Below are 18,629 nucleotides of genomic sequence, written 5' to 3'. Positions count from 1 at the left end.
TACGGCCTCATCCCCGAGTTCGTCGGCCGTCTGCCGGTCGTTGCGACGCTCGAGGACCTCGACGAGACCTCGCTAAAGAAGATCCTGACCGATCCGAAGAATGCACTGGTCAAACAGTACCAGCGCCTGTTCGAGATGGAGAACATCGAGCTGACCTTCGCCGACGAGGCGCTTGGCGCGGTTGCCCGCAAGGCGATCGAGCGCAAGACCGGCGCGCGCGGACTGCGCTCGATCCTCGAGGCAATCCTGCTCGAGACCATGTTCGATTTGCCGGGCCTGGAAGGTGTGGAAGAGGTCGTGATCTCCCGCGAGGTCGTGGAAGGCACGGCGCGCCCGCTCTACATCTACGCCGATCGCTCCGATCGCGCGGTTGAGAATGCCAGCGCCTGAACGGCGCTGGTCTGAGCCTTCGAACCTCTCGAATTGACGGCTGCGGAACATGTATCCGCAGCCGGTGTTGCGTCGCTCGTCCCGCGTGCGTAGGCGCCGAATGGCGCGCATTTTTCAATGGCTTGACACCCCCCGGGTCGATAGCCACCTTAGTGTCAACGGCGAGCAGGAATTCTCTTCAAGATTCGCCTCACTTCGATCTGGCAAGGCCGGTCCAAGCTTAAGGGCCTACTGGTTTTGCGGATCACCTCGGCACCTTGTGGCGGTTGCGCTAGCTACAGCGGGCTGCGTGCAAGGGGGCAAAGCAAAAGGAAAAGGCCATGACCAGTCCCAAACCCCGGCCAACCATCGTTCACGGCGAGGCGCACGCTTATCCCGTGCTTCCGCTGCGCGATATCGTCGTCTTCCCGCACATGATCGTGCCGCTCTTCGTTGGTCGCGAGAAATCGATCCGCGCGCTCGAAGAGGTGATGAAGAACGACGCGCTGATCATGCTCGCGACGCAGAAGAACGCGTCCGACGATGATCCGGCGCCCGATGCGATTTACGAGACCGGTACGCTCGCCAGCGTGTTGCAGCTCCTGAAGCTTCCCGACGGCACCGTGAAGGTGCTGGTCGAAGGGCTCGAGCGCGCGCGCGTGGAGAAGTATACCGATCGCGCCGACTATTATGAAGCAACCGCCGTTGCGCTCGCCGACACCGATGCGAAATCGGTCGAGGCCGAAGCGCTGGCGCGCTCGGTCGTGTCCGACTTCGAGAGCTATGTGAAGCTCAACAAGAAGATCTCGGCCGAGGTCGTCGGCGTCGTGCAGGCGATCACCGATTTCGCCAAGCTCGCCGACACCGTTGCCTCGCATCTCGCGGTCAAGATCGCGGATCGCCAAGGAATCCTGGAGACGCTGTCCGTTACCTCGCGCCTGGAGAAGGTGCTGGGGCTGATGGAGAGCGAGATCTCGGTGCTGCAGGTGGAGAAGCGCATCCGCTCGCGCGTCAAGCGCCAAATGGAGAAGACCCAGCGCGAGTACTATCTCAACGAGCAGATGAAGGCGATTCAGAAGGAGCTCGGCGACGACGATGGTCGCGATGAGCTCGCTGATCTCGAAGAGAAGATCTCCAAGACCAAGCTGTCGAAGGAAGCGCGCGAGAAGGCGCAGCACGAGCTGAAGAAGCTGCGCCAGATGTCGCCGATGTCCGCGGAAGCGACGGTGGTGCGAAACTATCTGGATTGGCTGCTGTCGATCCCGTGGAACAAGAAGTCCAAGGTCAAGAAGGACCTGGAGGCCGCGCAAGCCGTTCTGGATGCCGATCACTACGGGCTCGAGAAGGTCAAGGACCGCATCGTCGAGTATCTTGCGGTGCAGTCGCGCGCCAATAAGCTCACGGGTCCGATCCTGTGCCTGGTCGGGCCTCCCGGCGTCGGCAAGACCTCGCTCGGCAAGTCGATCGCCAAGGCGACGGGGCGCGAATTCGTGCGCGTCTCGCTCGGCGGCGTGCGCGACGAGGCCGAGATCCGCGGTCATCGCCGCACCTATATCGGCTCGATGCCCGGCAAGATCATCCAGTCGATGCGCAAGGCGAAGTCGTCCAACCCGCTGTTTCTCTTGGACGAGATCGACAAGATGGGCGCCGATTTCCGCGGCGATCCGTCCTCGGCGCTGCTCGAGGTCCTGGACCCCGAGCAGAACGCGACCTTCAACGACCACTATCTCGAGGTCGACTACGATCTCTCCAACGTGATGTTCATCACGACCGCGAATACGCTCAATATTCCGGGGCCGCTGATGGACCGCATGGAGATCATCCGGATCGCGGGCTACACCGAGAACGAGAAGGTCGAGATTGCGCGCAAGCACCTGATCCCGAACGCGATCGCCAAGCATGGCCTCGATTCCAAGGAATGGTCGATCGACGACGACGCCTTGTTGCTGATGATCCGCCGCTATACCCGCGAAGCGGGCGTGCGTAATCTTGAGCGTGAGCTGTCGACACTCGCCCGCAAGGCGGTGAAGGAGCTGATGATCTCCAAGAAGAAGTCGGTCAAGGTCACCGAGAAGACTCTGGAAGAGTTCCTCGGCGTGCCGAAGTATCGCTTCGGCGAGATCGAGAGCGAGCCGCAGGTCGGCATCGTCACCGGCCTTGCCTGGACGGACGTCGGCGGCGAGCTCTTGACGATCGAAGGCGTCATGATGCCCGGCAAGGGCAAGATGACGGTCACGGGCAATCTGCGCGACGTGATGAAGGAGTCGATCTCGGCGGCGGCGTCCTATGTCCGCTCGCGGGCGATCAACTACGGCATCGAGCCGCCGCAGTTCGACCGGCGCGACATCCACGTGCACGTGCCGGAGGGCGCTACGCCCAAGGACGGCCCGTCCGCAGGCGTGGCGATGGCCACCGCGATCATCTCGGTCATGACCGGCATCCCGGTCCGCCACGATGTCGCGATGACCGGCGAGATCACGCTGCGCGGCCGCGTGCTGCCGATCGGCGGCCTGAAGGAGAAGCTCCTGGCTGCCGCCCGCGGCGGCATCAAGACGGTGCTGATCCCCGAGGACAACGCCAAGGATCTCACGGAGATTTCCGATGCGATCAAGGGCGGCATGGACATCGTCCCGGTCTCGCGGCTCGACGACGTCGTCGCCCGCGCGCTGGTGAAGAAGCCGGTGCCGATCGTCTGGGAAGAGGATACCAAGGTGACGGTGAAGCCGGACGGTGACGAAGCCGCCGGCGGCCTGACCGCTCACTGAGACCGCCAAAGATGTTAAAACGGCGCCTTCGGGCGCCGTTTTTGTTTCGGGAGCGCGGCATGCAGATCGACGGACAATGCCATTGCGGACGAGTCAGCTACGCGGCGGAGATCGATCCGGAGGCCGTCTCGGTGTGCCACTGCACCGATTGCCAGACGCTGACCGGGTCTCCCTTTCGGGTGACCGCGATCTGCTCCGGGCAAACCATCCGGCTGACCGGCGGAAAGCCCAGGGTCTATGGCAAGCGCGGCGACAACGGCCGGATGCGCTTCCAGCATTTCTGCGGCGACTGCGGCTCCCCGCTGTTCACCAGCGGCGAGGGCACGGAAGCCGACGATTGGGGCATCCGCTGGGGTAGCATCCGCCAGCGCGAGGCCTTGCGGCCCAGCCGCCAGATCTGGTGCCAATCGGCGGCGGTGTGGATCGACGCCGTGCCGGGGCTGCCGGGACGGCCGAGGGATTGATTGATATGCGTTGACGTTCGGCCCTTGCCCCTCCGGGGGGCCTGGGGCTAAAGAGGCGGCGAGGGGCGGTTAGCTCAGCTGGTTAGAGCATCTCGTTTACACCGACATGCGTTGACCGGCGAAGTATCTGAAGAACTTGACGTTCTTGCCAAGCCGCCTATTAGTGCAACAGATACCGCAACAGGAATACGGGCGGTTAGCTCAGCGGAAGAGCGGCTGCTTTACACGCAGCGGGTCGGCGGTTCGATCCCGTCACCGCCCACCATTCCCCGACCTCATCATCACATCATCTGCCGCCTAGGCGCTGCGATCTGGCGCGGCTGGCACCGTGCGCTTGCCGCGATGGACCGACCTTCGATCTTCCTAAGCCTGATCGATCAGACGCGATGGAGGGTCGAGCCGTGAAACCGCATCGCTATCATTCCCACATCAAGTTCCTGGCCATCAGATTGCTGGCCGAAGGCATTGATGGCTACCCGCGCGACGTGATCGAGACAGCGACAGGCTGGCAGTTGCGGCATGCAGTCGGCAGAGCCGTTCGCGAAGCCGTCAATCAGGTGCATCGCGAACGAGCGCCGCAGCAACGCTACTTTTTTGGCGAGCAACATTTCAATCATCTGGTGCGCGAGATCATCGAGGAGGTGCGGCATGCGCAGTCTCGAACGTAAAAAGCGGCGTGCGTTTTATCGGCTGCAAGACTTGAAGACCGATAAGCGTACGAGAGAACGCCGGGAAGAATTTGCAAGGTTGTTGGCCGAAGCGAAAGCGGCGTTGGCCAAGCGACAACAACAACAACAGAGCGAAGGCCAACCTATCGCATAAAAATACCCCTTCGGATGGGCATCAGCTTTCACCCGAAGGGGCTCCTATAGTGACCGCTATGACTGAAGCGCTCGTCGCTGTAGTTTTTGAGATCGTGAACCTGAAAACTGAAACCTGAAAACTGAAGAGAAACTGCCAATGACGCTTTCAGCAATCGACCGTTTTCAGTTTTCTGAAGGATCACGATCATGGGTGACCACAGCAACCAGCGCGAGACCGAGATTAGATCCGCCTCCGAGACGCCGTCTAGCCCAAATCTGGCCGAGCCGATCTCATCGATGTTCGAGGCCGCACCGCGTTACGCGCAACTTGGCTATACCGTCTTTCCGGCAGTGCCGGGCGAAAAGAAATCGTTTAAGTCAGCCGAGTACAGCAAAGACGGTGAGCGCTGGGGTGCAACCAACAACATAGCGCAAGTTCGTCTCGACTTCCGCAAACGATGGCCGAGCCTAGCTGACGGTCAAAGTCCCAATATCGGTCTGCCGACCGGCATCAAGAACAAAGTTTTTATTGCAGATGCCGATACGATCGCAGGTCACGGTAAGGATGGTGTCGGCAATCTCAAGGCCTTTATCGCTGAACATGGCTTTGAATGGCCAGACACGTTGACCGCGATCAGCCCGACCGGTGGTTTACATTATTACTTCAATTATCCAACTGGCGTTGTCATCCGAAACAGGCAGAATAAACCTGTAGACGGTGTCGATATATGCGGCGAAGGCGGCATGGTTGTTGTGCCGCCGAGCATCAAGCCAGGTGTTGGCCCATATCGGTGGTTGAATGCAGGACAGCCAATCGCCGATCCGCCGCAATGGTTGATCGACCGCGTCAAGGCCGAGGAACATGAACGGCCTGCGATCATCGATGACGAGGAGATCGATATCGACAAGGTGATTTTCGCGCTCGACGCCGCCACCAATGCCGATGTCGATGAAACAACTTGGTATCACATCATGGCGGCCGCTCACAACGGTTCGGGCGGCGATCAACGCGCCTATGACGCATTTGAACGGTGGTCGGGAAAGTCGGAAAAGAAGCACGAAGAGAAACGCACGAAGGAACGCTGGAAGGCATTTACCAAAAATCCGTCGCGTGAAATCAAAGTCGGTACGCTCTATTGGCATGCCGATGAAACCGCGCCGGGCTGGCGTGACGATTATATGAACAAGGTGCTCCGCGATCTGCAAGTCAAGATGCAGGCTGCGGCGCGCGATGCAGCGCGACGGCGTGATGAGCCATCGCCTGAACCCAAACCCGAGGCGGCTAAATCAACACCGGCCAATGATGACGAGCCGCCACCCGAGCCGCCACCTAAGCCCAAACCAAAAGGCATCCACGCGACGCCATTCGTCTGGATCGATCCAAGCAAAATCCCGATGCGCGAATGGCTCTATAAGCCTTATTACGTTCGCCAGACCGTATCAGCGACGATTTCTACAGGCGGCATCGGTAAATCTTATTTGCTGATCGCCGAAAGCTTGGCGATGGTCAGCAACCAAGATTTGCTAGGCGTGCAGCCTGACGAGCAATTGCGGGTCTGGTATTGGAATGGCGAAGAACCGGAGCTTGAGCTGCAACGACGCTTCGGTGCTGCGATCAAGCACTACGGCTTGACGCCGGATGATCTCGGTGCGCGCCTATTCATGGACAGCGGCAGTTCAATGCCGATTGTGATAGCGGAAGACACCAAGAACGGTATCAAGATCGCAGTGCCGGTTGTCGAAGGCGTCGTTGCAACGCTGGTCGAAAACAAGATCGATGTTTTGATCATCGATCCATTTATCACCTGTCATCACGTTCCAGAAAACGACAACAACGCCATCGATCAGGTGGTCAGGACGTGGATGCACATCGCCAAGATCGCCAACTGTGCAATCATGCTTGCGCATCATACGCGCAAGCCGATGCAGGGGACAAACGGCGTTTCAACCGATGACGGCCGCGGTGCTTCGTCGTTTCGCGATGCAGTACGACTGTCGCGCGCACTGAACAACATGACCAAAGAGGAAGCTGAAAACGCACGGATCGATCCGAAGCTCAAGAATTATTATTTCCGCGCCGACAAGGGCAAGGCCAATCTGCTACCGCCTGCCGAACATGCAGATTGGTATCAGTTCATGTCGGTCGATATAGGCAACAATCCCTTGCGTGCTGCTCCTGGCGACAACATGGGCGTGGTCGCAGCATGGGACTTCACAATCAACCCGACTATCGTGACGGTTGATCATATCAGGCGCGCACAAGCGCTGATCAACGAAGGCGGACCTTGGCGCAAAGACCAACGTGCCAAACCGTGGATCGGTGATCCAATTGCAAAGGCGTTCGGACTCAATATCGATAACAAGAGGGATCGGACGCAACTGATTACGCGCATCGAACAATGGATCAAAGGCGGGTTGCTCGTTGTAGAGAACCGTCGGGACCCATCGTTGCGATCTCGAGACCCAGTTGACTTCATTTCGGCAGGCCGCGAACCGAGAGCGGAGGATGCCGATGCCGGGGAGTTCTGACAGCCAAAAGCGCTATCGTGATCGACGGCGCAACGGCCTGCGCTGCTATCGCCTGACGCTCAGCGACAACGTGATTGAGACCCTAATCGACCTTGGTCTGCCTGAGACCGCTGTATGGGATCGCCAATGTGTTGCGCGCGAGCTTGAAAGCCTGATCGAGCAATGGGCGCAGCATTTGCGGGCCGCTGCCGAGCGCCTATAGGCGGTTGCTGCGATGCCAAATCGCTGCATTGTCAGGGGTCGTGTGGACTCCTGACGCTATTTTGGATCTTTTTGGCTTGCTGACAGGCATCAAGCCATTGTTTTAGCAGGCGTGTCAGGAGTTCGCACGACCCCTGACATAAACTCCTGACGCAGGGTGTCAGGGGTAGTTGTTTTCCCCTTTAGGGGAAACAACCCCACCCCTGACAGACCCCCGACACCAAGGCAGTCCTGAACCTTGCGGCGCAGCGAAAATTTTCCGTTGACCGTAACGCCCCTTGGCCTTGACGCGGGTCTAGGCTGCGACTTTGGGAGGCCTGCGACCGATGACCCTTGTTCAAAAAATCGACCGACCATTTCTACCTGACCCTGTTCTAATGCGCTCAAACGAACAGCGATCATGGTACCGCGCGATCACAGCCGATGCGCTTTCCAAATTAGGACGCGGCAAGCCAGAGACCATTCTCAAATCGGAATGGCCACGCGATGAACGTGCCGCACTGATCCATAAGGCGGCAGTCAGTCCAACGTCTACGGCGCAATTCCCACCGCACACAATTGTTGAAACGTTTCGCAGCCTTGCGCCAGGAAGTGCAGCCATCAAACTGTTCAACCTTGGCTTGAAGCTTGATCTTAATAGCGCTACGACCGTCACCGTTCCAAACGCGGTAGCGCAGGCGGGCGTGCCGATCTTCGTCGGCGAAGGCCTGCCAGCGCCAGCGGTGCAGCTCAGCTTTGCCGGAGCAGTGGTTGGACCTGCCCGAAAAATTCTGATCCTGAGCGCTGTCTCGCAAGAGCTGGAAGACGCCAATCCAGATAACGCCAGCGCGATCATCGGCAAGGTACTAAGCGACAGAAGCAATGCTGCCATCGACAAGGTAGCGTTTGGGTCGCAGGCCGATGACGGCGTCACGCCAAAAGGTTTGCTCAACGGCGTCACACCGCTTACACCGACGGCAGTGACCGGCAATGATCCGCTCGGCAGTGCGCTGGTGCAAGACCTTGGCAATCTGGTTGGTGCAATCGGTGCGGCTGGCATCGATCCAAGCGACACAGTTTTTGTCGCAGGTCCACGAGAAGCCCTTATTCTCAGTTTGCGGGCGCAAGCCAGTAGCTTCAGCGTTTTGATGACGCTCGGCCTGCCAGCCAAATCGGTGATGGCCGTTGCGCCTAGTGCTATTGCCAGCGGCTACCGCGAGGCTCCGGCAATTGAGACAAGCAAGCACGCCGCTTTCCACGCCGAAGACACAGCGCCACTGCCGCTTGTCGGTTCGGGCTCGCCCGCGGTCGTGGCTGCACCTCAGCGCAGCATGTTCCAAACAAATTGCATTGCCGTTCGTGTTCGCGCATGGGTGGCATGGGCTGCGGCAAGCGGCGGCGTACAGTGGGTTCAAAACATCAATTGGTGAAAGGGAGCCGCGTCGATGTACACACCAGGATATGCGCGCAGTGTTATTGCCGAAGCCCGCGCAGCATCGGAACGCACGCGTTTGGAATTTGGCGATGCCACCGAGTTTGCCGTGAGGCGCGAATTGGCGCGGCCAATCGATGCTGTAGAGCAATGGCGAAGTGAGGGCGATGCGTTCGCTGCCAGATGCGAACGCGAGAAAGCCGAGATTGCATCAGCCTCGCTTGAAGCCCGACTGAACAGGCGCATCGAGCAGGTGCGAGCTCAGCAGCAAGCTGCGATCAATGCAGCGATTGCGGCCGAACGGTCGCATGCTGCTGAAGTCATAGGCCGCGCACTGCAGATGTATGGCGAACGACTGAAGGCAGACATTCTTGCGCGCATCGAACATTCCTCTTCGGAGAGACAGCATGAACACCATGGCAAGCAAACACCAGTCGTCTTGGTCAAATAGTTCGATTGATCGAATGGTCCAAGATATTTTTGCCTATGCAGTTATCGCGGCACGGTCACAAGCTGAAAGAAAATCAGTTAAGCCAAATGGCCTAACTGAGGTGCGCAACCAACCAAAGCGGCAGTCTCATCTACGACTTGTTTATTCGGCGGGGGGGCCTTTCGGAAATGCGGTACCGCGGCTCTAGCTCAGCGGCCCACAGGTCACTTTCTGCTACGTCGCTAAACCTGTTAGCGCCACCATTCTAACGGGAAGGCAAATGCCGAGAAAAACCACCGCTCATCTCGAATTGATTGCCAGCCATCCGCGGCCAACGCGGGTGAAACCGCCGTCCAACCTGAGCCCAGCCGAACGTGCCGCGTTCCTCGACATCGTCAACAACACGGCGCCGACACATTTCCAGATGAGCGACCTGCCGCTGCTATGCCGTTACGCCGAAGCCATCGTCTTGGCCGAGCGTGCAGCAAAGGAATTGCGCGGTAACGCTGTGGTCAATGGCAAAGCCTCGCCGTGGCTGGTCGTTCAGGAAAAAAGCCTGCGTGCAATCGTCGCGTTGTCCATGCGGCTGCGGCTGTCACCGCAAGGCCGCCGTCCGAACAACCCGCCGCCAAAGCTGACTACGCCAGCCTCCTATTACGATACGTTTGTCGATGACGAAGACGACGAGTGACGACGATGATGTATAGTGAAAATGATTACAGAGCCTTGACGCTGTCAATGCAGTACGCGCGTAGGCAAAGCCAAGAGCGCAGTGACCAGATTGACTATAAATTGGAACACGAGCCTTGGGAAAGCGTGGCGAAGTTCGCGGCGTTTAGTGCGCAGATCAGAAGCCTAAAACTCAAGGCTTGGCAGTGGCCGCCGTGCGCTGTGATCGCTCTGGAGCATCCGGAAGCAAGCGAACGAATCGCTGCTCGAGTCTTAAAGAAAATGCTCCGTCACGGCATTTCAAGGTGGCATCCTGACCCGGAGGCGGCGCTTGCCGCTGTGGTCGGGGCCCAACGATAACCAATTCAGGCACTGGTCGAGGTCAGGTTGCCTATGAGGTCCACCATGCCTCTGGGCCAGTAGCCGCCACGGCAAAAGCGCTAGACCGCGTGTTGCTCGGCTTAAAATTGAAGGCTATCCCCGTTATCCACCCAAAGAATTTATGCACACAACTGTGAGTACCTGCACGATGGCCTTGCCAACCGTTGGAGGAATATGAGCATAGGGCCACAGCGAGGAATCACTTATGGCATCTCTTCCCTATGTCACCGCCACAGGTAACGTCGAAAAGGCGTTATTGGGCATCAAGGCGGCAGCAACGCCGGAAAGCGTCACTCAGGATTTCGTCAAAACAATCCTCAAAATCCCTGGAGGGTCTGGCAACCAGATGGCGGCCTTCCTTAAGAAAATAGGATTTGTGAAAGTCGACGGAAGTCCGTCTGAAATCTACACACGGTTCCGCAACAGCTCCAGCATGGGCGATGCTGCGGCCGATGCACTGAAAGTCGGATACGCTCCTCTGTCGACACGCAATGAGTACTGGTATGCGCTCGATGACGCTAAACTCCGAGGGCTTATTATCGAGGAGACCGGAGAAGAGTCCAACTCTGCTACCGTCGGCTATATTCTCGGCTCTATTAAGGGTCTCAGGAAATTCGCCACATTCGACAAAAAGTCGAACGAACCAAGTAAAGTCGAGGTGAACGAGCTGCCGCCCGCGTTGCCCGCGGCCCTTCCACCGAATCCCAATGCTCAGTCGGTCGGTCTCCGTTTGGGATATACGATAAACTTAAATCTCCCAGCTACTGCTGACGTTGCTGTCTTCAACGCCATTTTCAAGAGCTTGAAGGAGCATCTCTTGGAGGGTCCGAGTGAAACCGAATGACTATTTGCGCTCGTTTGGTATGTCGGGGCTTCTGATCACCAACGAACTGCAAGACTTAGAAAAGAGGTTCAACCTGGAGCTTGGGCATGTCCCGCGCGTCTCTGGTCAGAGCGCAGCGGAATATTACCCTCAGTTCGAACAGGAAGTGCGGAGAGAAGCGGCCCGCATGGCAGAACAGTACGAGCTGTTTTACTGTCTTGAGCAGGCAATCCGCAAAATCATTACTGAATCGCTAGAAGATGCGGCAGGACCAAATTGGTGGGACACTAAGGTTGATCCTGACATTCAAAAGGATGTGGCAGGCCTCAAAAAGAAGGAGATCGACAACAGCATAACGCCGCGATCGGATCGCGCCATCGACTACACCACATTTGGTCAGCTATCGGTTATCATCACATCGAACTGGGACGTCTTCGGCACGATTTTCAAGAGCCCGCGCGCGGTTCAGAAGGTGATGGCGAGCCTCAACATGCTGCGCGGACCCATTGCACATTGTTGCCCGCTATCGGAGGACGAGACGGATCGCTTAAGACTTGCGGTCAAAGACTGGTTCAGAATGATCGGCTAAGATGGGCGTGAATTATCAGTGGTGATACCGCCTCTCTTCCAATGCATCCGCCAGTGCGTCAACTGAGTCGCGCCCTGTCAAGGCTCTGTGAAAAGGTCGGATAGCTGCGGGATATCCACGCGGAATTGCGAGTCACGCGCGAATCTCTTGTACAATTAGCGGGTCAGGCGACGTGAGTCGGCTGATGATGAAAAAACCGGGCCACCCCTGCCAGGACGCCCGGCTTTCATGAATCTTCAACTCCCATGCGGCCTTTTGGCCGTCTCTTGTAACTTCAGTAATACTGAACGCTTGAGTCTGGTCAAGAGGTCCAATGCAAGGACCTATAAAATTGAGCAAGACCAAGTTTACGCGCGATGAGGCTGTGGATGTTTGGTTGCGTTATTTGAGTGGCCAGCTTCAGCACGAGATCGCTGCCGACTACCGCATCAATGCGGGACGCGTCAGCGAGATCCTGACTGAGAAGGCGCACATCGGAAGCAAGCAAGTCGCAGCATCAAAGCGTTCTGCGTAAACTAACGACGACGGGCGGCGTGATGCCGCCCGTTTTTTTTCGTTGCCCTGAACCTGTTTGATCCTCATCAAAGACAGTCGGAGGACTAGAAATCGTGAAGTCTTTAGCATTCTGGTTTGCGATTGCGGGAGCCTTCGCCGGCCTTATGGGAGCCTACTACTGGTATGTCTCAAGCACAGTCGAAATTAAACGGTGGGGTGCGAACGAACACGTGCCATTCCCTGACGGAGACCAACAGCAAGAGATGCTGAACCGGATGACCGGCATGAACACGCTGTGGCTGGGTGGCATGTACGAGGCGACTCAACAAACGGCTCGTCTCAACAAGAAAGCAGCACGCTGGACAGCGGTGGCCGTCGCATTAGGTGGGGCGTCGAGCCTCTTTAGCTCCTTTGCGTGCTAGTTCTAACTGCGAGTCTCGCCTGATGGCCTAGACCGCAGGTCGGTCCCTAAGGCCAGCTAGCCGCCGCACCGCTGGCCAGCGCCTCGCGCTGGCGATCTGGCTGCCTTGGCGGCCCGGCCTCTTGTCGTGTCGGACCTGCGCGCCACGGTTGGGCCAACGTGGCCCCTGTGTCAGTCCAAAAGCCGGTGGTGCCAGATGGTCTCGGCACGGCCTCGCCATGACCTAGCGAGCGTGCGCCAGCCGCTTTCCGGCTGACCAAGGCCCAAAGACCGGCCAAAACCGGCGAGGCGGCTGCCTGCCTCTGCGTCGGCAGGCCTCAAACGACAATCGTTGATCGGCTTCAGTCGTGTCAGAAAATTTTAGATATGCACGCAGGTCGCTGAACGGCCGTGCGTCGCATCTCATGACTTGACGCCAGCGCAATAAGGGCTAGGCTGATTGTCCCCTCAGAGCAGTGCCCACGCCTATTTCCTGCCGGTGACCGGCAGTCGAGAACCTGTGTGTGTCGCGTCTGTTTGAGGGAGTACCTTGCGATGACGAAAGCAAAGCCGTCTAAGCCGTCAAGGCTTATCGACCGCCATGAACTACTGCGCCGCATACCGCTGACATGGGACGTTATTTACAAGTTGATGAAGGCCGATGATTTCCCGGCAGCACGTGCAGTAGGCGGCAAGTCTGCATGGCTCGAAAGCGAAATCGAACAATGGGTTCTTACTAGGCCAATGCGCGGTAAGCCTCCGCGTGGTCGTTTGCCGCTGTCTGCGCACAGTGATGACCGGCCATGAAGTCGTGTCATCTGGCGGCGATCAACAGCAAGCTGAAGGCCGCAATGTTCCTGGCCTACGGCGAGTCTGCCGGTGATCTGTCGAAGCTCCGTGCAGCACACGCTGCAATCGACAAACAGGTTCGGCTATTTCAGCCGTGGCAAAATGATGAGCCGTCGGGCAAAACGTCATCTGTTCCGCCGGATCGCGACACCATGTTGCGGCTCGAACAAGCCGCCGCGCTCGCATTCCCTGACGGTTCGATATCGGTTGCCGCCTTACGACGCGAAGCGGCGACGGGCCATCTGCTGATCTTTCGCGTCGCTGGCAAAGACTTCACCACATTAGCCAACATCGAGGAGATGAAATTTTCATGCCGCGTCCAAGCAAAGGACCCCGTCTTGCGCTCTTCAAAGCCAAAGGCCGCACGCCAATGTGGAACATCCGAGACGGTCAACGCACCATCGGCACTGGCTGCATTGAAAGCGACCGCGTTGGCGCTGAGCGAAAGCTTGCCGCCTACATCATCGGCAAGCACGACCCGCGAGCAGGCCGCAGCGGCGGTGATCCCAATGCCGTCAAGGTCGCAGACGCGCTGAGCGTTTACCTGACCGATCACTTCGCCAAGGTGGCTCGCCCGAAAGTGCTGAAGAAGATGGTTCTCGATCTCGGCGAGTTCTTCGGCGAGGACACCATCGGCGATCTCAATGGCCAGCGGCAGCGCGATTACGCAAAGCACCGGGGTTCGCAGAGCGCGGCGCGTCGTGATCTGGAAACGTTGTCGGCTGCGATCAACGCCTACATCAAAGACATGGTCGGTGGCGTGCAGACACTGTTTCGGCCGGTGCTGCCCGAAGCGTCGCCAGCGCGCGAACGATGGCTGACCCGCAGCGAAGCTGCTCGCCTGATCTGGGCGGCGTGGCGCAAGCGCGAGATGCGCGATGGCAAAGAGACCGGTCGGTTCACGTCGCGGCACATCGCAAGGTTTATTCTCGTCGGCCTTTATACCGGAACCCGTGCCGGTGCGATCTGTGGCGCGGCAATGATCCCGACTATCGGTCGCGGTTACGTCAACCTTGAGACAGGCCAGTTCAGGCGGCTGGCTTATGGAACAAAAGAAACGAACAAGCGACAACCGACCGTCGATCTGCCACCGCGTCTGCTGGCTCATCTGCGGCGCTGGAACCGGCTCGGCATCGCGATCAAGGCAGTGGTCGAGTTCCAGGGCAAGCCGGTGCTGCGGGTCTCAAAAGGCTGGCCTGAGGTCGTGAAGACGGCAGGACTGGCGACCGAAATCAGGGAAGACAGGGTCATCCCGCATACGCTGCGGCATACCGCGATTAGCTGGTACCTGCGGTCGGGTGTCCCGCCGCATCTGGTCAGCGATTATTGCGGCGTGTCCGAAGCAATCATCCGCCGAGTTTATAAGCACCATATCCCGGGCACTCATGATGGCGTTCTCGCCAAGTCAATGCGCCTCGGCCGGAGCGCAACAGATATGCAACAGAAACAGGCGCAATGACCATGAACAAAACGCGACAAGCTGCTACAAAAAGACAGCAAATTCAATGTTGGCTGTTCAAAACGTGTCGTTTACACCGAGAGGGTCCGCGGTTCGAATCCGTGACCGCCCACCAGCCTTCGCTCGCGCAGCGAGGCAGGCTGCCACGCCGAAGCCCAGCGGACGAGGAGGGCGGGCTTGTCGAGGCGAGCTACGGTGCCTGATCCGCAGAGGGGTCGCTCGTCTCTGCCGCCGCTCAGTTACACACTTCAATTTCCGGGACAGCCATGCCCCCATGTCCATACCTCGGGCCGCTAGAAAGCCGACAGCCAGACTTTACCGGCCGACAGCCCGCATTGTTACAAATCATTTGACCGGATGCAGACGGCTTCGCAGGTGCAGCTTCGATCTGTTTTCGCTCCGCGTCTCGCTTGTTGGCATCCTCGCGGGTTGCAACCGGCTTCTTGTCCTGAACCTTCTCGCATTCGTTGTCGTCGTTGATGCGATAACCGGCGCGGCACGTGATCTTCACGCAAGCGTCGCCGTCGGCCTTGAAGCCGTGGTCGCAGACCAGAGGGCAGACCCGTCCCTGCTTGGCCTTGATTGCGTCCAGTGCATCCAAGCTCGCAAGCTTTGCGTCGAACTTCGTTCCCGCATATTTGTTGAACAGCGTCAGCGAGCGTTGCGATGACGTATTCCAGTCGCCGTCCGCCGGCAACGCCAGACAGCCGACGCGGCGCAGTTCGGACTGCACCAGCTTCGCAGCCTCTTGCGGAGACAGGCTCGGCTGCGATGAGGTTGGTGCGACAGCCGCGACCTTCTGCGCGGTGTCGGCGATCTGCTGTTTCTCGGCAGCCTGCTTTTCGGCAGCCTGCTTGGCGGCCAGCTCGGCAGCGGCCTTGTCGCTCGCGAGCTTCTCGGCAAGTGCCTTCTCGGCCGCTTGCTTGTCGGCCAGCACCTTCGCCGCGGCGGCCTCGGCCTCCCTCCGGCGTTGCTCGGCTGCGGCCGCCTTGGCCGCCTCGGCCTGCTTGGCTTTCTCGGCGGCAAGCCGGGCGTCCTCGGCAGCCTTGGCGGCGGCCGCCTTCTCCTGCTCGGCCTTGTTGGCGCGCTCAGCGGCGAGCCGCGCCTTTGCCTCCTCAGCCTGGCGCGCCTTCTCGGCGGCAGCCGTGCGCGCCTCTTCGGCGGCGACGTTCTTCAATTGCGCGCGGGCGAGGCCCGCATAGAACCCGTCCGGATAAGCCTGCAAAAATGCTTCCCATGCGTCCCGGTTTCCCGCCTGGAGCGCCAGCTCATAGTCGCGGCGCACGCTGTCCTGGGGATTGGCTTGCGGGCCCGGCGCTGCTGCCGGCCTGGCCGGCACCAGCGGCACGTCGTCACCGCCCAGCGAGCCGTAGACATACGGCTCCTGCTTGTAGCCGGTGTTCTTGAGGACGTCGTCGCGCACGAAGCCGAAGGCCTTGCGTAGGTCGAGACCGGGCGTGGGGAGACGATCAACAAGGGCCGCCGCAAACGGGCTGTTTTTGGAATCACCGTCCGAGGCCGTCGAGCCGGCCTTCGCGGCGAAGGCGATCATGGTGTTCGGGCTGGTCGGCTCGACCTTGGCGAGCCCGCGTCCAATGGCGCGCGCGGCCACCGTGCGCTTCATGGTCTTGGCAAAGGGATTGTCGCGGCAGGCGTCCAATATGACGAGGCGAAGCTGCTTGGCGGGCTCGACCGCGAAGAGCGCCCGATCGAGCGCGACCGTCTCATCGAGCACATCGCCGTCGGTTTCCAGCATCGCGTCGGTGGGGATCAAGTAGTTGGCCCCGTCCAATTCGATGCCGTGCCCCGCATAATAGATTACGGCGACCTCCGCATCGCGCGTTCTGCCAGCGAACTCGCGCAGCGCCCGGCGCATGTCCGCCGCGCTCACGTCAAGCCTGACATCGACGGCATCGAACCCGGCCTTCTTGAGCATGCCGCCGACCAGGGTGGCATCGTTCACCGGATTGGTCAGCTTGGGTACGCTCTTGTAGGCGGAATTGCCGATCACCAGGGCGACGCGCTTTTCCGCGTGCGCCGATCCGCAGCCGAGACAGATTGCAACCAACCAAAATACAAAAATCCGAAACGCGCCCATTGCAGCCCCAAATCGCAATGCGAACAGAGTAGTCGGAGCATGGCATTGGCGCAAAGTCCCAATTGTGATCGACATCACATAAATCGGTGCGCTGGACGGCCAATATCCACATCAGGGTGCATGGCGGCAAACGCGCTTTGGCTCATAGCCCAGCGCGCCGGACGCCCAGAAAGGGCCCCCGACCGGTCCAAAATTGCCTTCGTTCGGTCATCTTTTCGATCTCCGCCCGAACCACCGTTCCAGCTCCCGTCATTAGCGTGGAGTATCGCCGTGATGAGTGATCTTCGCATCAAGCTGGAAAGGTACGAGTCCAAAGCCGCTCACTGCATGAAAGCAGCCCAAGAAGCGAGCGACCAGGCCGGAAAGGCTTTTTATGAGGAGCTTGCTCGCTACTATGACGAGCTGGCGGCGGACTTTCGCCGCGTTCTTGCGAAGCGAACAGGAGCCTCGCTGGCAGCCGAATGATCCAGGCTGGCGCGGGTCGGTGGTTCGGTCCTCTCACCGCTTATCACCGTCGGACGGCGTACCGCGCGCGTGACATTCATGAAGCTGCTCGCCGAGGTGATCGAAGAGGCTGCCGCTTGGCGGCCTCTTGTCATTTCGGCACCCGGGCTTTCCGACCAAGTTGCCAGAGATACTCCATCGGCCAAGCGGACATCACCCGCAGGCATAGTAAACCGTTCGTTAACTCGGGGCTGCTATCGTGCGTCTCGTTGTTCGGGCGGTGACCGCCCGACCGGCCGGGAGTAGCCATCATGCCCGTCGAGATGCTGACTTATGCCGAGCTAGGCGAGCGACTCAGGATATCGCCTGAGGCAGCCAGATCGCTGGTGAAGCGACACCGGTTTCCCCGGTCTCGCTCGAATGATGGAAAGACCCTGGTTCACGTCGATCTCACCGAAATCAGCCATTCGCCCATCACACGCACCTCCCAAGCTCCGGCCGGTCACCAGGTGGTCACCGCCCTCAAGGAGCACATTGCCACGTTGCAGGCCGATCTCCTGGAGATGAAGGCTATTGCCGGCAGCCATCGGTCCGACTTCGAGAGAGAGTGCAACCGCACGAACAAGCTGCTGGCCGAATTGCTCAAAGCCAACGTCGAAACTGTGGCAGCGCGCGAGAAGGCCGCGCATCTGGAGGGGAGGCTCTCGACGGTGAAGCAACCTTGGAGGCGACGGCTGGCCGAGGCGTTCACCCACATCCCTCTGGAAGCCATTCGCTGGAATATCGGTCGCACCGCTCGATCCAACTGACTGGGTAGTCGGGTACTCGGCCGCGGGCTTCCCACGTTGCCGCTGGACGCCGCCAGGAAATCCGGCGAGGCTGAGACTTTACTGCATATTGTTCCCGACTTTTTGCCCGTTCGATGCCTGTTTCCGTTTTGGGAGTTTCGGAGAGTTATTGCCCGCCGGCGCCCTGTCCGCCGGAGGCGCGGCTGCGGTTGTTTCCGCTGCTCGCGGCGCTCAAACGCAATCCGCTGGAATGCTGGAGCGCGGAATTCTTTCGCGAGCCGATTGCGAAGGTCAGGCTCCCCTTCACCGATGCCGTCCTCGTGCACGACCCGGCGGCCATCAAGCATGTGCTGGTCGACAATGCCGGCAACTACCGCAAGGACCCGATCCAGCGCCGCATTCTCGCCAGCGGTCTTGCCGATGGGCTGTTGAGCGTCGAGGGCCAGCGTTGGGAGATGCAGCGGCGAACGCTGGCGCCGCTGTTTGCGCGGCGCACGGTCACATCCTTCACCTCCGCGATGCTGGCGGCGGCCGACCAGCTGGCGGAGAGATGGCGCACCCTGGGGCCGCGGACAACCGTCGACGTCGCGGCAGAGATGACGCTGATCACGCTGAACGTGCTCGCCTTGACCATCTTCTCGGACGGCATTGGTGGCGACTAC

Annotated in this window: 19 protein-coding genes, 1 tRNA gene and 2 pseudogenes; 20 read left to right on the top strand and 2 right to left on the bottom strand. The window is 59.4% G+C overall.

Annotated elements, in window-relative coordinates; genetic code table 11:
- The 4 genes and pseudogenes from Q2941_RS04785 to Q2941_RS04770 form a co-directional block, all read left to right on the top strand.
- Positions 1 to 390: pseudogene (locus Q2941_RS04785) on the top strand (ATP-dependent Clp protease ATP-binding subunit ClpX); the annotation flags it as partial.
- Between the two features lie 320 nt (positions 391 to 710).
- Positions 711 to 3,134, top strand: a complete 2,424-nt coding sequence (lon, locus tag Q2941_RS04780) for an endopeptidase La (protein WP_027527445.1) — start codon at positions 711 to 713, stop codon at positions 3,132 to 3,134.
- Positions 3,135 to 3,193: 59 nt separating this feature from the next.
- On the top strand, positions 3,194 to 3,598 hold the full coding sequence (locus Q2941_RS04775; protein ID WP_027527444.1) for a GFA family protein: 405 nt from the start codon (positions 3,194 to 3,196) through the stop codon (positions 3,596 to 3,598).
- A 190-nt stretch (positions 3,599 to 3,788) separates the two neighbouring features.
- Positions 3,789 to 3,863 (top strand) — tRNA-Val (locus Q2941_RS04770).
- 112 nt (positions 3,864 to 3,975) lie between these two features.
- Here the strand turns inward: Q2941_RS04770 and Q2941_RS04765 are convergent.
- Positions 3,976 to 4,248, bottom strand: a complete 273-nt coding sequence (locus Q2941_RS04765) for a hypothetical protein (protein WP_458191777.1) — start codon at positions 4,246 to 4,248, stop codon at positions 3,976 to 3,978.
- On the opposite strand from Q2941_RS04765, the gene Q2941_RS04760 reads away from it, so the two are divergent.
- The 13 genes from Q2941_RS04760 to Q2941_RS04700 all read left to right on the top strand — a co-directional run bounded on the left by Q2941_RS04760 (position 4,247) and on the right by Q2941_RS04700 (position 14,637).
- A complete protein-coding gene (locus Q2941_RS04760) occupies positions 4,247 to 4,420 on the top strand; it encodes a hypothetical protein (RefSeq protein WP_458191776.1) in 174 nt (57 codons plus the stop codon). The two genes, Q2941_RS04765 and Q2941_RS04760, sit on opposite strands and share 2 nt — an antisense overlap.
- A gap of 188 nt (positions 4,421 to 4,608) precedes the next feature.
- Positions 4,609 to 6,930 carry an AAA family ATPase gene (locus Q2941_RS04755; RefSeq protein WP_458191775.1) on the top strand — a complete coding sequence of 774 codons (2,322 nt, stop codon included), beginning with the start codon at positions 4,609 to 4,611 and terminating at the stop codon, positions 6,928 to 6,930.
- Positions 6,908 to 7,132, top strand: a complete 225-nt coding sequence (locus tag Q2941_RS04750; RefSeq protein WP_458191774.1) for a hypothetical protein — start codon at positions 6,908 to 6,910, stop codon at positions 7,130 to 7,132. The genes Q2941_RS04755 and Q2941_RS04750 overlap by 23 nt, the downstream gene beginning before the upstream one ends.
- Before the next feature lie 325 nt (positions 7,133 to 7,457).
- Positions 7,458 to 8,540 carry a hypothetical protein gene (locus Q2941_RS04745; RefSeq protein ID WP_458191773.1) on the top strand — a complete coding sequence of 361 codons (1,083 nt, stop codon included), beginning with the start codon at positions 7,458 to 7,460 and terminating at the stop codon, positions 8,538 to 8,540.
- Between the two features lie 15 nt (positions 8,541 to 8,555).
- Positions 8,556 to 8,993 carry a hypothetical protein gene (locus tag Q2941_RS04740; protein ID WP_458191772.1) on the top strand — a complete coding sequence of 146 codons (438 nt, stop codon included), beginning with the start codon at positions 8,556 to 8,558 and terminating at the stop codon, positions 8,991 to 8,993.
- 319 nt (positions 8,994 to 9,312) lie between these two features.
- Complete coding sequence (locus Q2941_RS04735) at positions 9,313 to 9,663, top strand: hypothetical protein (RefSeq protein WP_458191771.1); 351 nt, start codon at positions 9,313 to 9,315, stop codon at positions 9,661 to 9,663.
- Positions 9,660 to 10,001: a hypothetical protein gene (locus Q2941_RS04730; protein WP_458191770.1), complete on the top strand. Its 342-nt coding sequence runs from the start codon at positions 9,660 to 9,662 to the stop codon at positions 9,999 to 10,001. Before Q2941_RS04735 ends, Q2941_RS04730 begins: the two co-directional genes overlap by 4 nt.
- A 226-nt stretch (positions 10,002 to 10,227) precedes the next feature.
- Positions 10,228 to 10,866, top strand: a complete 639-nt coding sequence (locus tag Q2941_RS04725) for a DUF5343 domain-containing protein (RefSeq protein ID WP_458191769.1) — start codon at positions 10,228 to 10,230, stop codon at positions 10,864 to 10,866.
- Positions 10,853 to 11,434, top strand: coding sequence for a Swt1 family HEPN domain-containing protein (locus Q2941_RS04720; protein WP_458191768.1), 582 nt, complete (start codon positions 10,853 to 10,855; stop codon positions 11,432 to 11,434). Before Q2941_RS04725 ends, Q2941_RS04720 begins: the two co-directional genes overlap by 14 nt.
- Positions 11,435 to 11,765: 331 nt before the next feature.
- The gene (locus Q2941_RS04715) at positions 11,766 to 11,948 is read left to right on the top strand and encodes a hypothetical protein (protein WP_458191767.1); all 183 of its coding nucleotides are present in this window, start codon (positions 11,766 to 11,768) and stop codon (positions 11,946 to 11,948) included.
- A 94-nt stretch (positions 11,949 to 12,042) separates the two neighbouring features.
- The gene (locus Q2941_RS04710; RefSeq protein ID WP_458191766.1) at positions 12,043 to 12,351 is read left to right on the top strand and encodes a hypothetical protein; all 309 of its coding nucleotides are present in this window, start codon (positions 12,043 to 12,045) and stop codon (positions 12,349 to 12,351) included.
- A gap of 533 nt (positions 12,352 to 12,884) precedes the next feature.
- On the top strand, positions 12,885 to 13,136 hold the full coding sequence (locus tag Q2941_RS04705; RefSeq protein WP_458191765.1) for a helix-turn-helix transcriptional regulator: 252 nt from the start codon (positions 12,885 to 12,887) through the stop codon (positions 13,134 to 13,136).
- Between the two features lie 412 nt (positions 13,137 to 13,548).
- On the top strand, positions 13,549 to 14,637 hold the full coding sequence (locus Q2941_RS04700) for a site-specific integrase (protein ID WP_458191764.1): 1,089 nt from the start codon (positions 13,549 to 13,551) through the stop codon (positions 14,635 to 14,637).
- A gap of 235 nt (positions 14,638 to 14,872) precedes the next feature.
- On the opposite strand, the gene Q2941_RS04695 is transcribed toward Q2941_RS04700, so the two are convergent.
- Positions 14,873 to 16,735 (bottom strand): caspase family protein, encoded by a 1,863-nt coding sequence (locus Q2941_RS04695; RefSeq protein ID WP_458191763.1) that lies wholly within the window; start codon positions 16,733 to 16,735, stop codon positions 14,873 to 14,875.
- A gap of 273 nt (positions 16,736 to 17,008) precedes the next feature.
- Here Q2941_RS04695 and Q2941_RS04690 point away from each other — a divergent pair, with 273 nt between their 5' ends.
- The 3 genes and pseudogenes from Q2941_RS04690 to Q2941_RS04680 all read left to right on the top strand — a co-directional run.
- Positions 17,009 to 17,200 carry a hypothetical protein gene (locus Q2941_RS04690; protein WP_156944805.1) on the top strand — a complete coding sequence of 64 codons (192 nt, stop codon included), beginning with the start codon at positions 17,009 to 17,011 and terminating at the stop codon, positions 17,198 to 17,200.
- 290 nt (positions 17,201 to 17,490) lie between these two features.
- Positions 17,491 to 17,988 (top strand): hypothetical protein, encoded by a 498-nt coding sequence (locus Q2941_RS04685; RefSeq protein WP_051390169.1) that lies wholly within the window; start codon positions 17,491 to 17,493, stop codon positions 17,986 to 17,988.
- Positions 17,989 to 18,101: 113 nt separating this feature from the next.
- Positions 18,102 to 18,560, top strand: a pseudogene (locus Q2941_RS04680) (cytochrome P450); the annotation flags it as partial.
- Positions 18,561 to 18,629: the final 69 nt, after the last annotated feature.

The sequence above is a fragment of the Bradyrhizobium sp. UFLA05-153 genome (assembly GCF_054185185.1).
This window is presented reverse-complemented; position numbering and strand designations above follow the sequence as displayed.

Bases quoted from the DNA above. Each gene is read 5' to 3' on its own strand.
- lon (WP_027527445.1), top strand. From the start codon at position 711: ATGACCAGTCCCAAACCCCGGCCAACCATCGTTCACGGCGAGGCGCAC.
- Q2941_RS04775 (WP_027527444.1), top strand. From the start codon at position 3,194: ATGCAGATCGACGGACAATGCCATTGCGGACGAGTCAGCTACGCGGCG.
- Q2941_RS04760 (WP_458191776.1), top strand. From the start codon at position 4,247: ATGCGCAGTCTCGAACGTAAAAAGCGGCGTGCGTTTTATCGGCTGCAA.
- Q2941_RS04765 (WP_458191777.1), bottom strand. From the start codon at position 4,248: ATGCCGCACCTCCTCGATGATCTCGCGCACCAGATGATTGAAATGTTG.
- Q2941_RS04755 (WP_458191775.1), top strand. From the start codon at position 4,609: ATGGGTGACCACAGCAACCAGCGCGAGACCGAGATTAGATCCGCCTCC.
- Q2941_RS04750 (WP_458191774.1), top strand. From the start codon at position 6,908: ATGCCGATGCCGGGGAGTTCTGACAGCCAAAAGCGCTATCGTGATCGA.
- Q2941_RS04745 (WP_458191773.1), top strand. From the start codon at position 7,458: ATGACCCTTGTTCAAAAAATCGACCGACCATTTCTACCTGACCCTGTT.
- Q2941_RS04740 (WP_458191772.1), top strand. From the start codon at position 8,556: ATGTACACACCAGGATATGCGCGCAGTGTTATTGCCGAAGCCCGCGCA.
- Q2941_RS04725 (WP_458191769.1), top strand. From the start codon at position 10,228: ATGGCATCTCTTCCCTATGTCACCGCCACAGGTAACGTCGAAAAGGCG.
- Q2941_RS04705 (WP_458191765.1), top strand. From the start codon at position 12,885: ATGACGAAAGCAAAGCCGTCTAAGCCGTCAAGGCTTATCGACCGCCAT.
- Q2941_RS04700 (WP_458191764.1), top strand. From the start codon at position 13,549: ATGTGGAACATCCGAGACGGTCAACGCACCATCGGCACTGGCTGCATT.
- Q2941_RS04695 (WP_458191763.1), bottom strand. From the start codon at position 16,735: ATGGGCGCGTTTCGGATTTTTGTATTTTGGTTGGTTGCAATCTGTCTC.
- Q2941_RS04690 (WP_156944805.1), top strand. From the start codon at position 17,009: ATGAGTGATCTTCGCATCAAGCTGGAAAGGTACGAGTCCAAAGCCGCT.
- Q2941_RS04685 (WP_051390169.1), top strand. From the start codon at position 17,491: ATGCCCGTCGAGATGCTGACTTATGCCGAGCTAGGCGAGCGACTCAGG.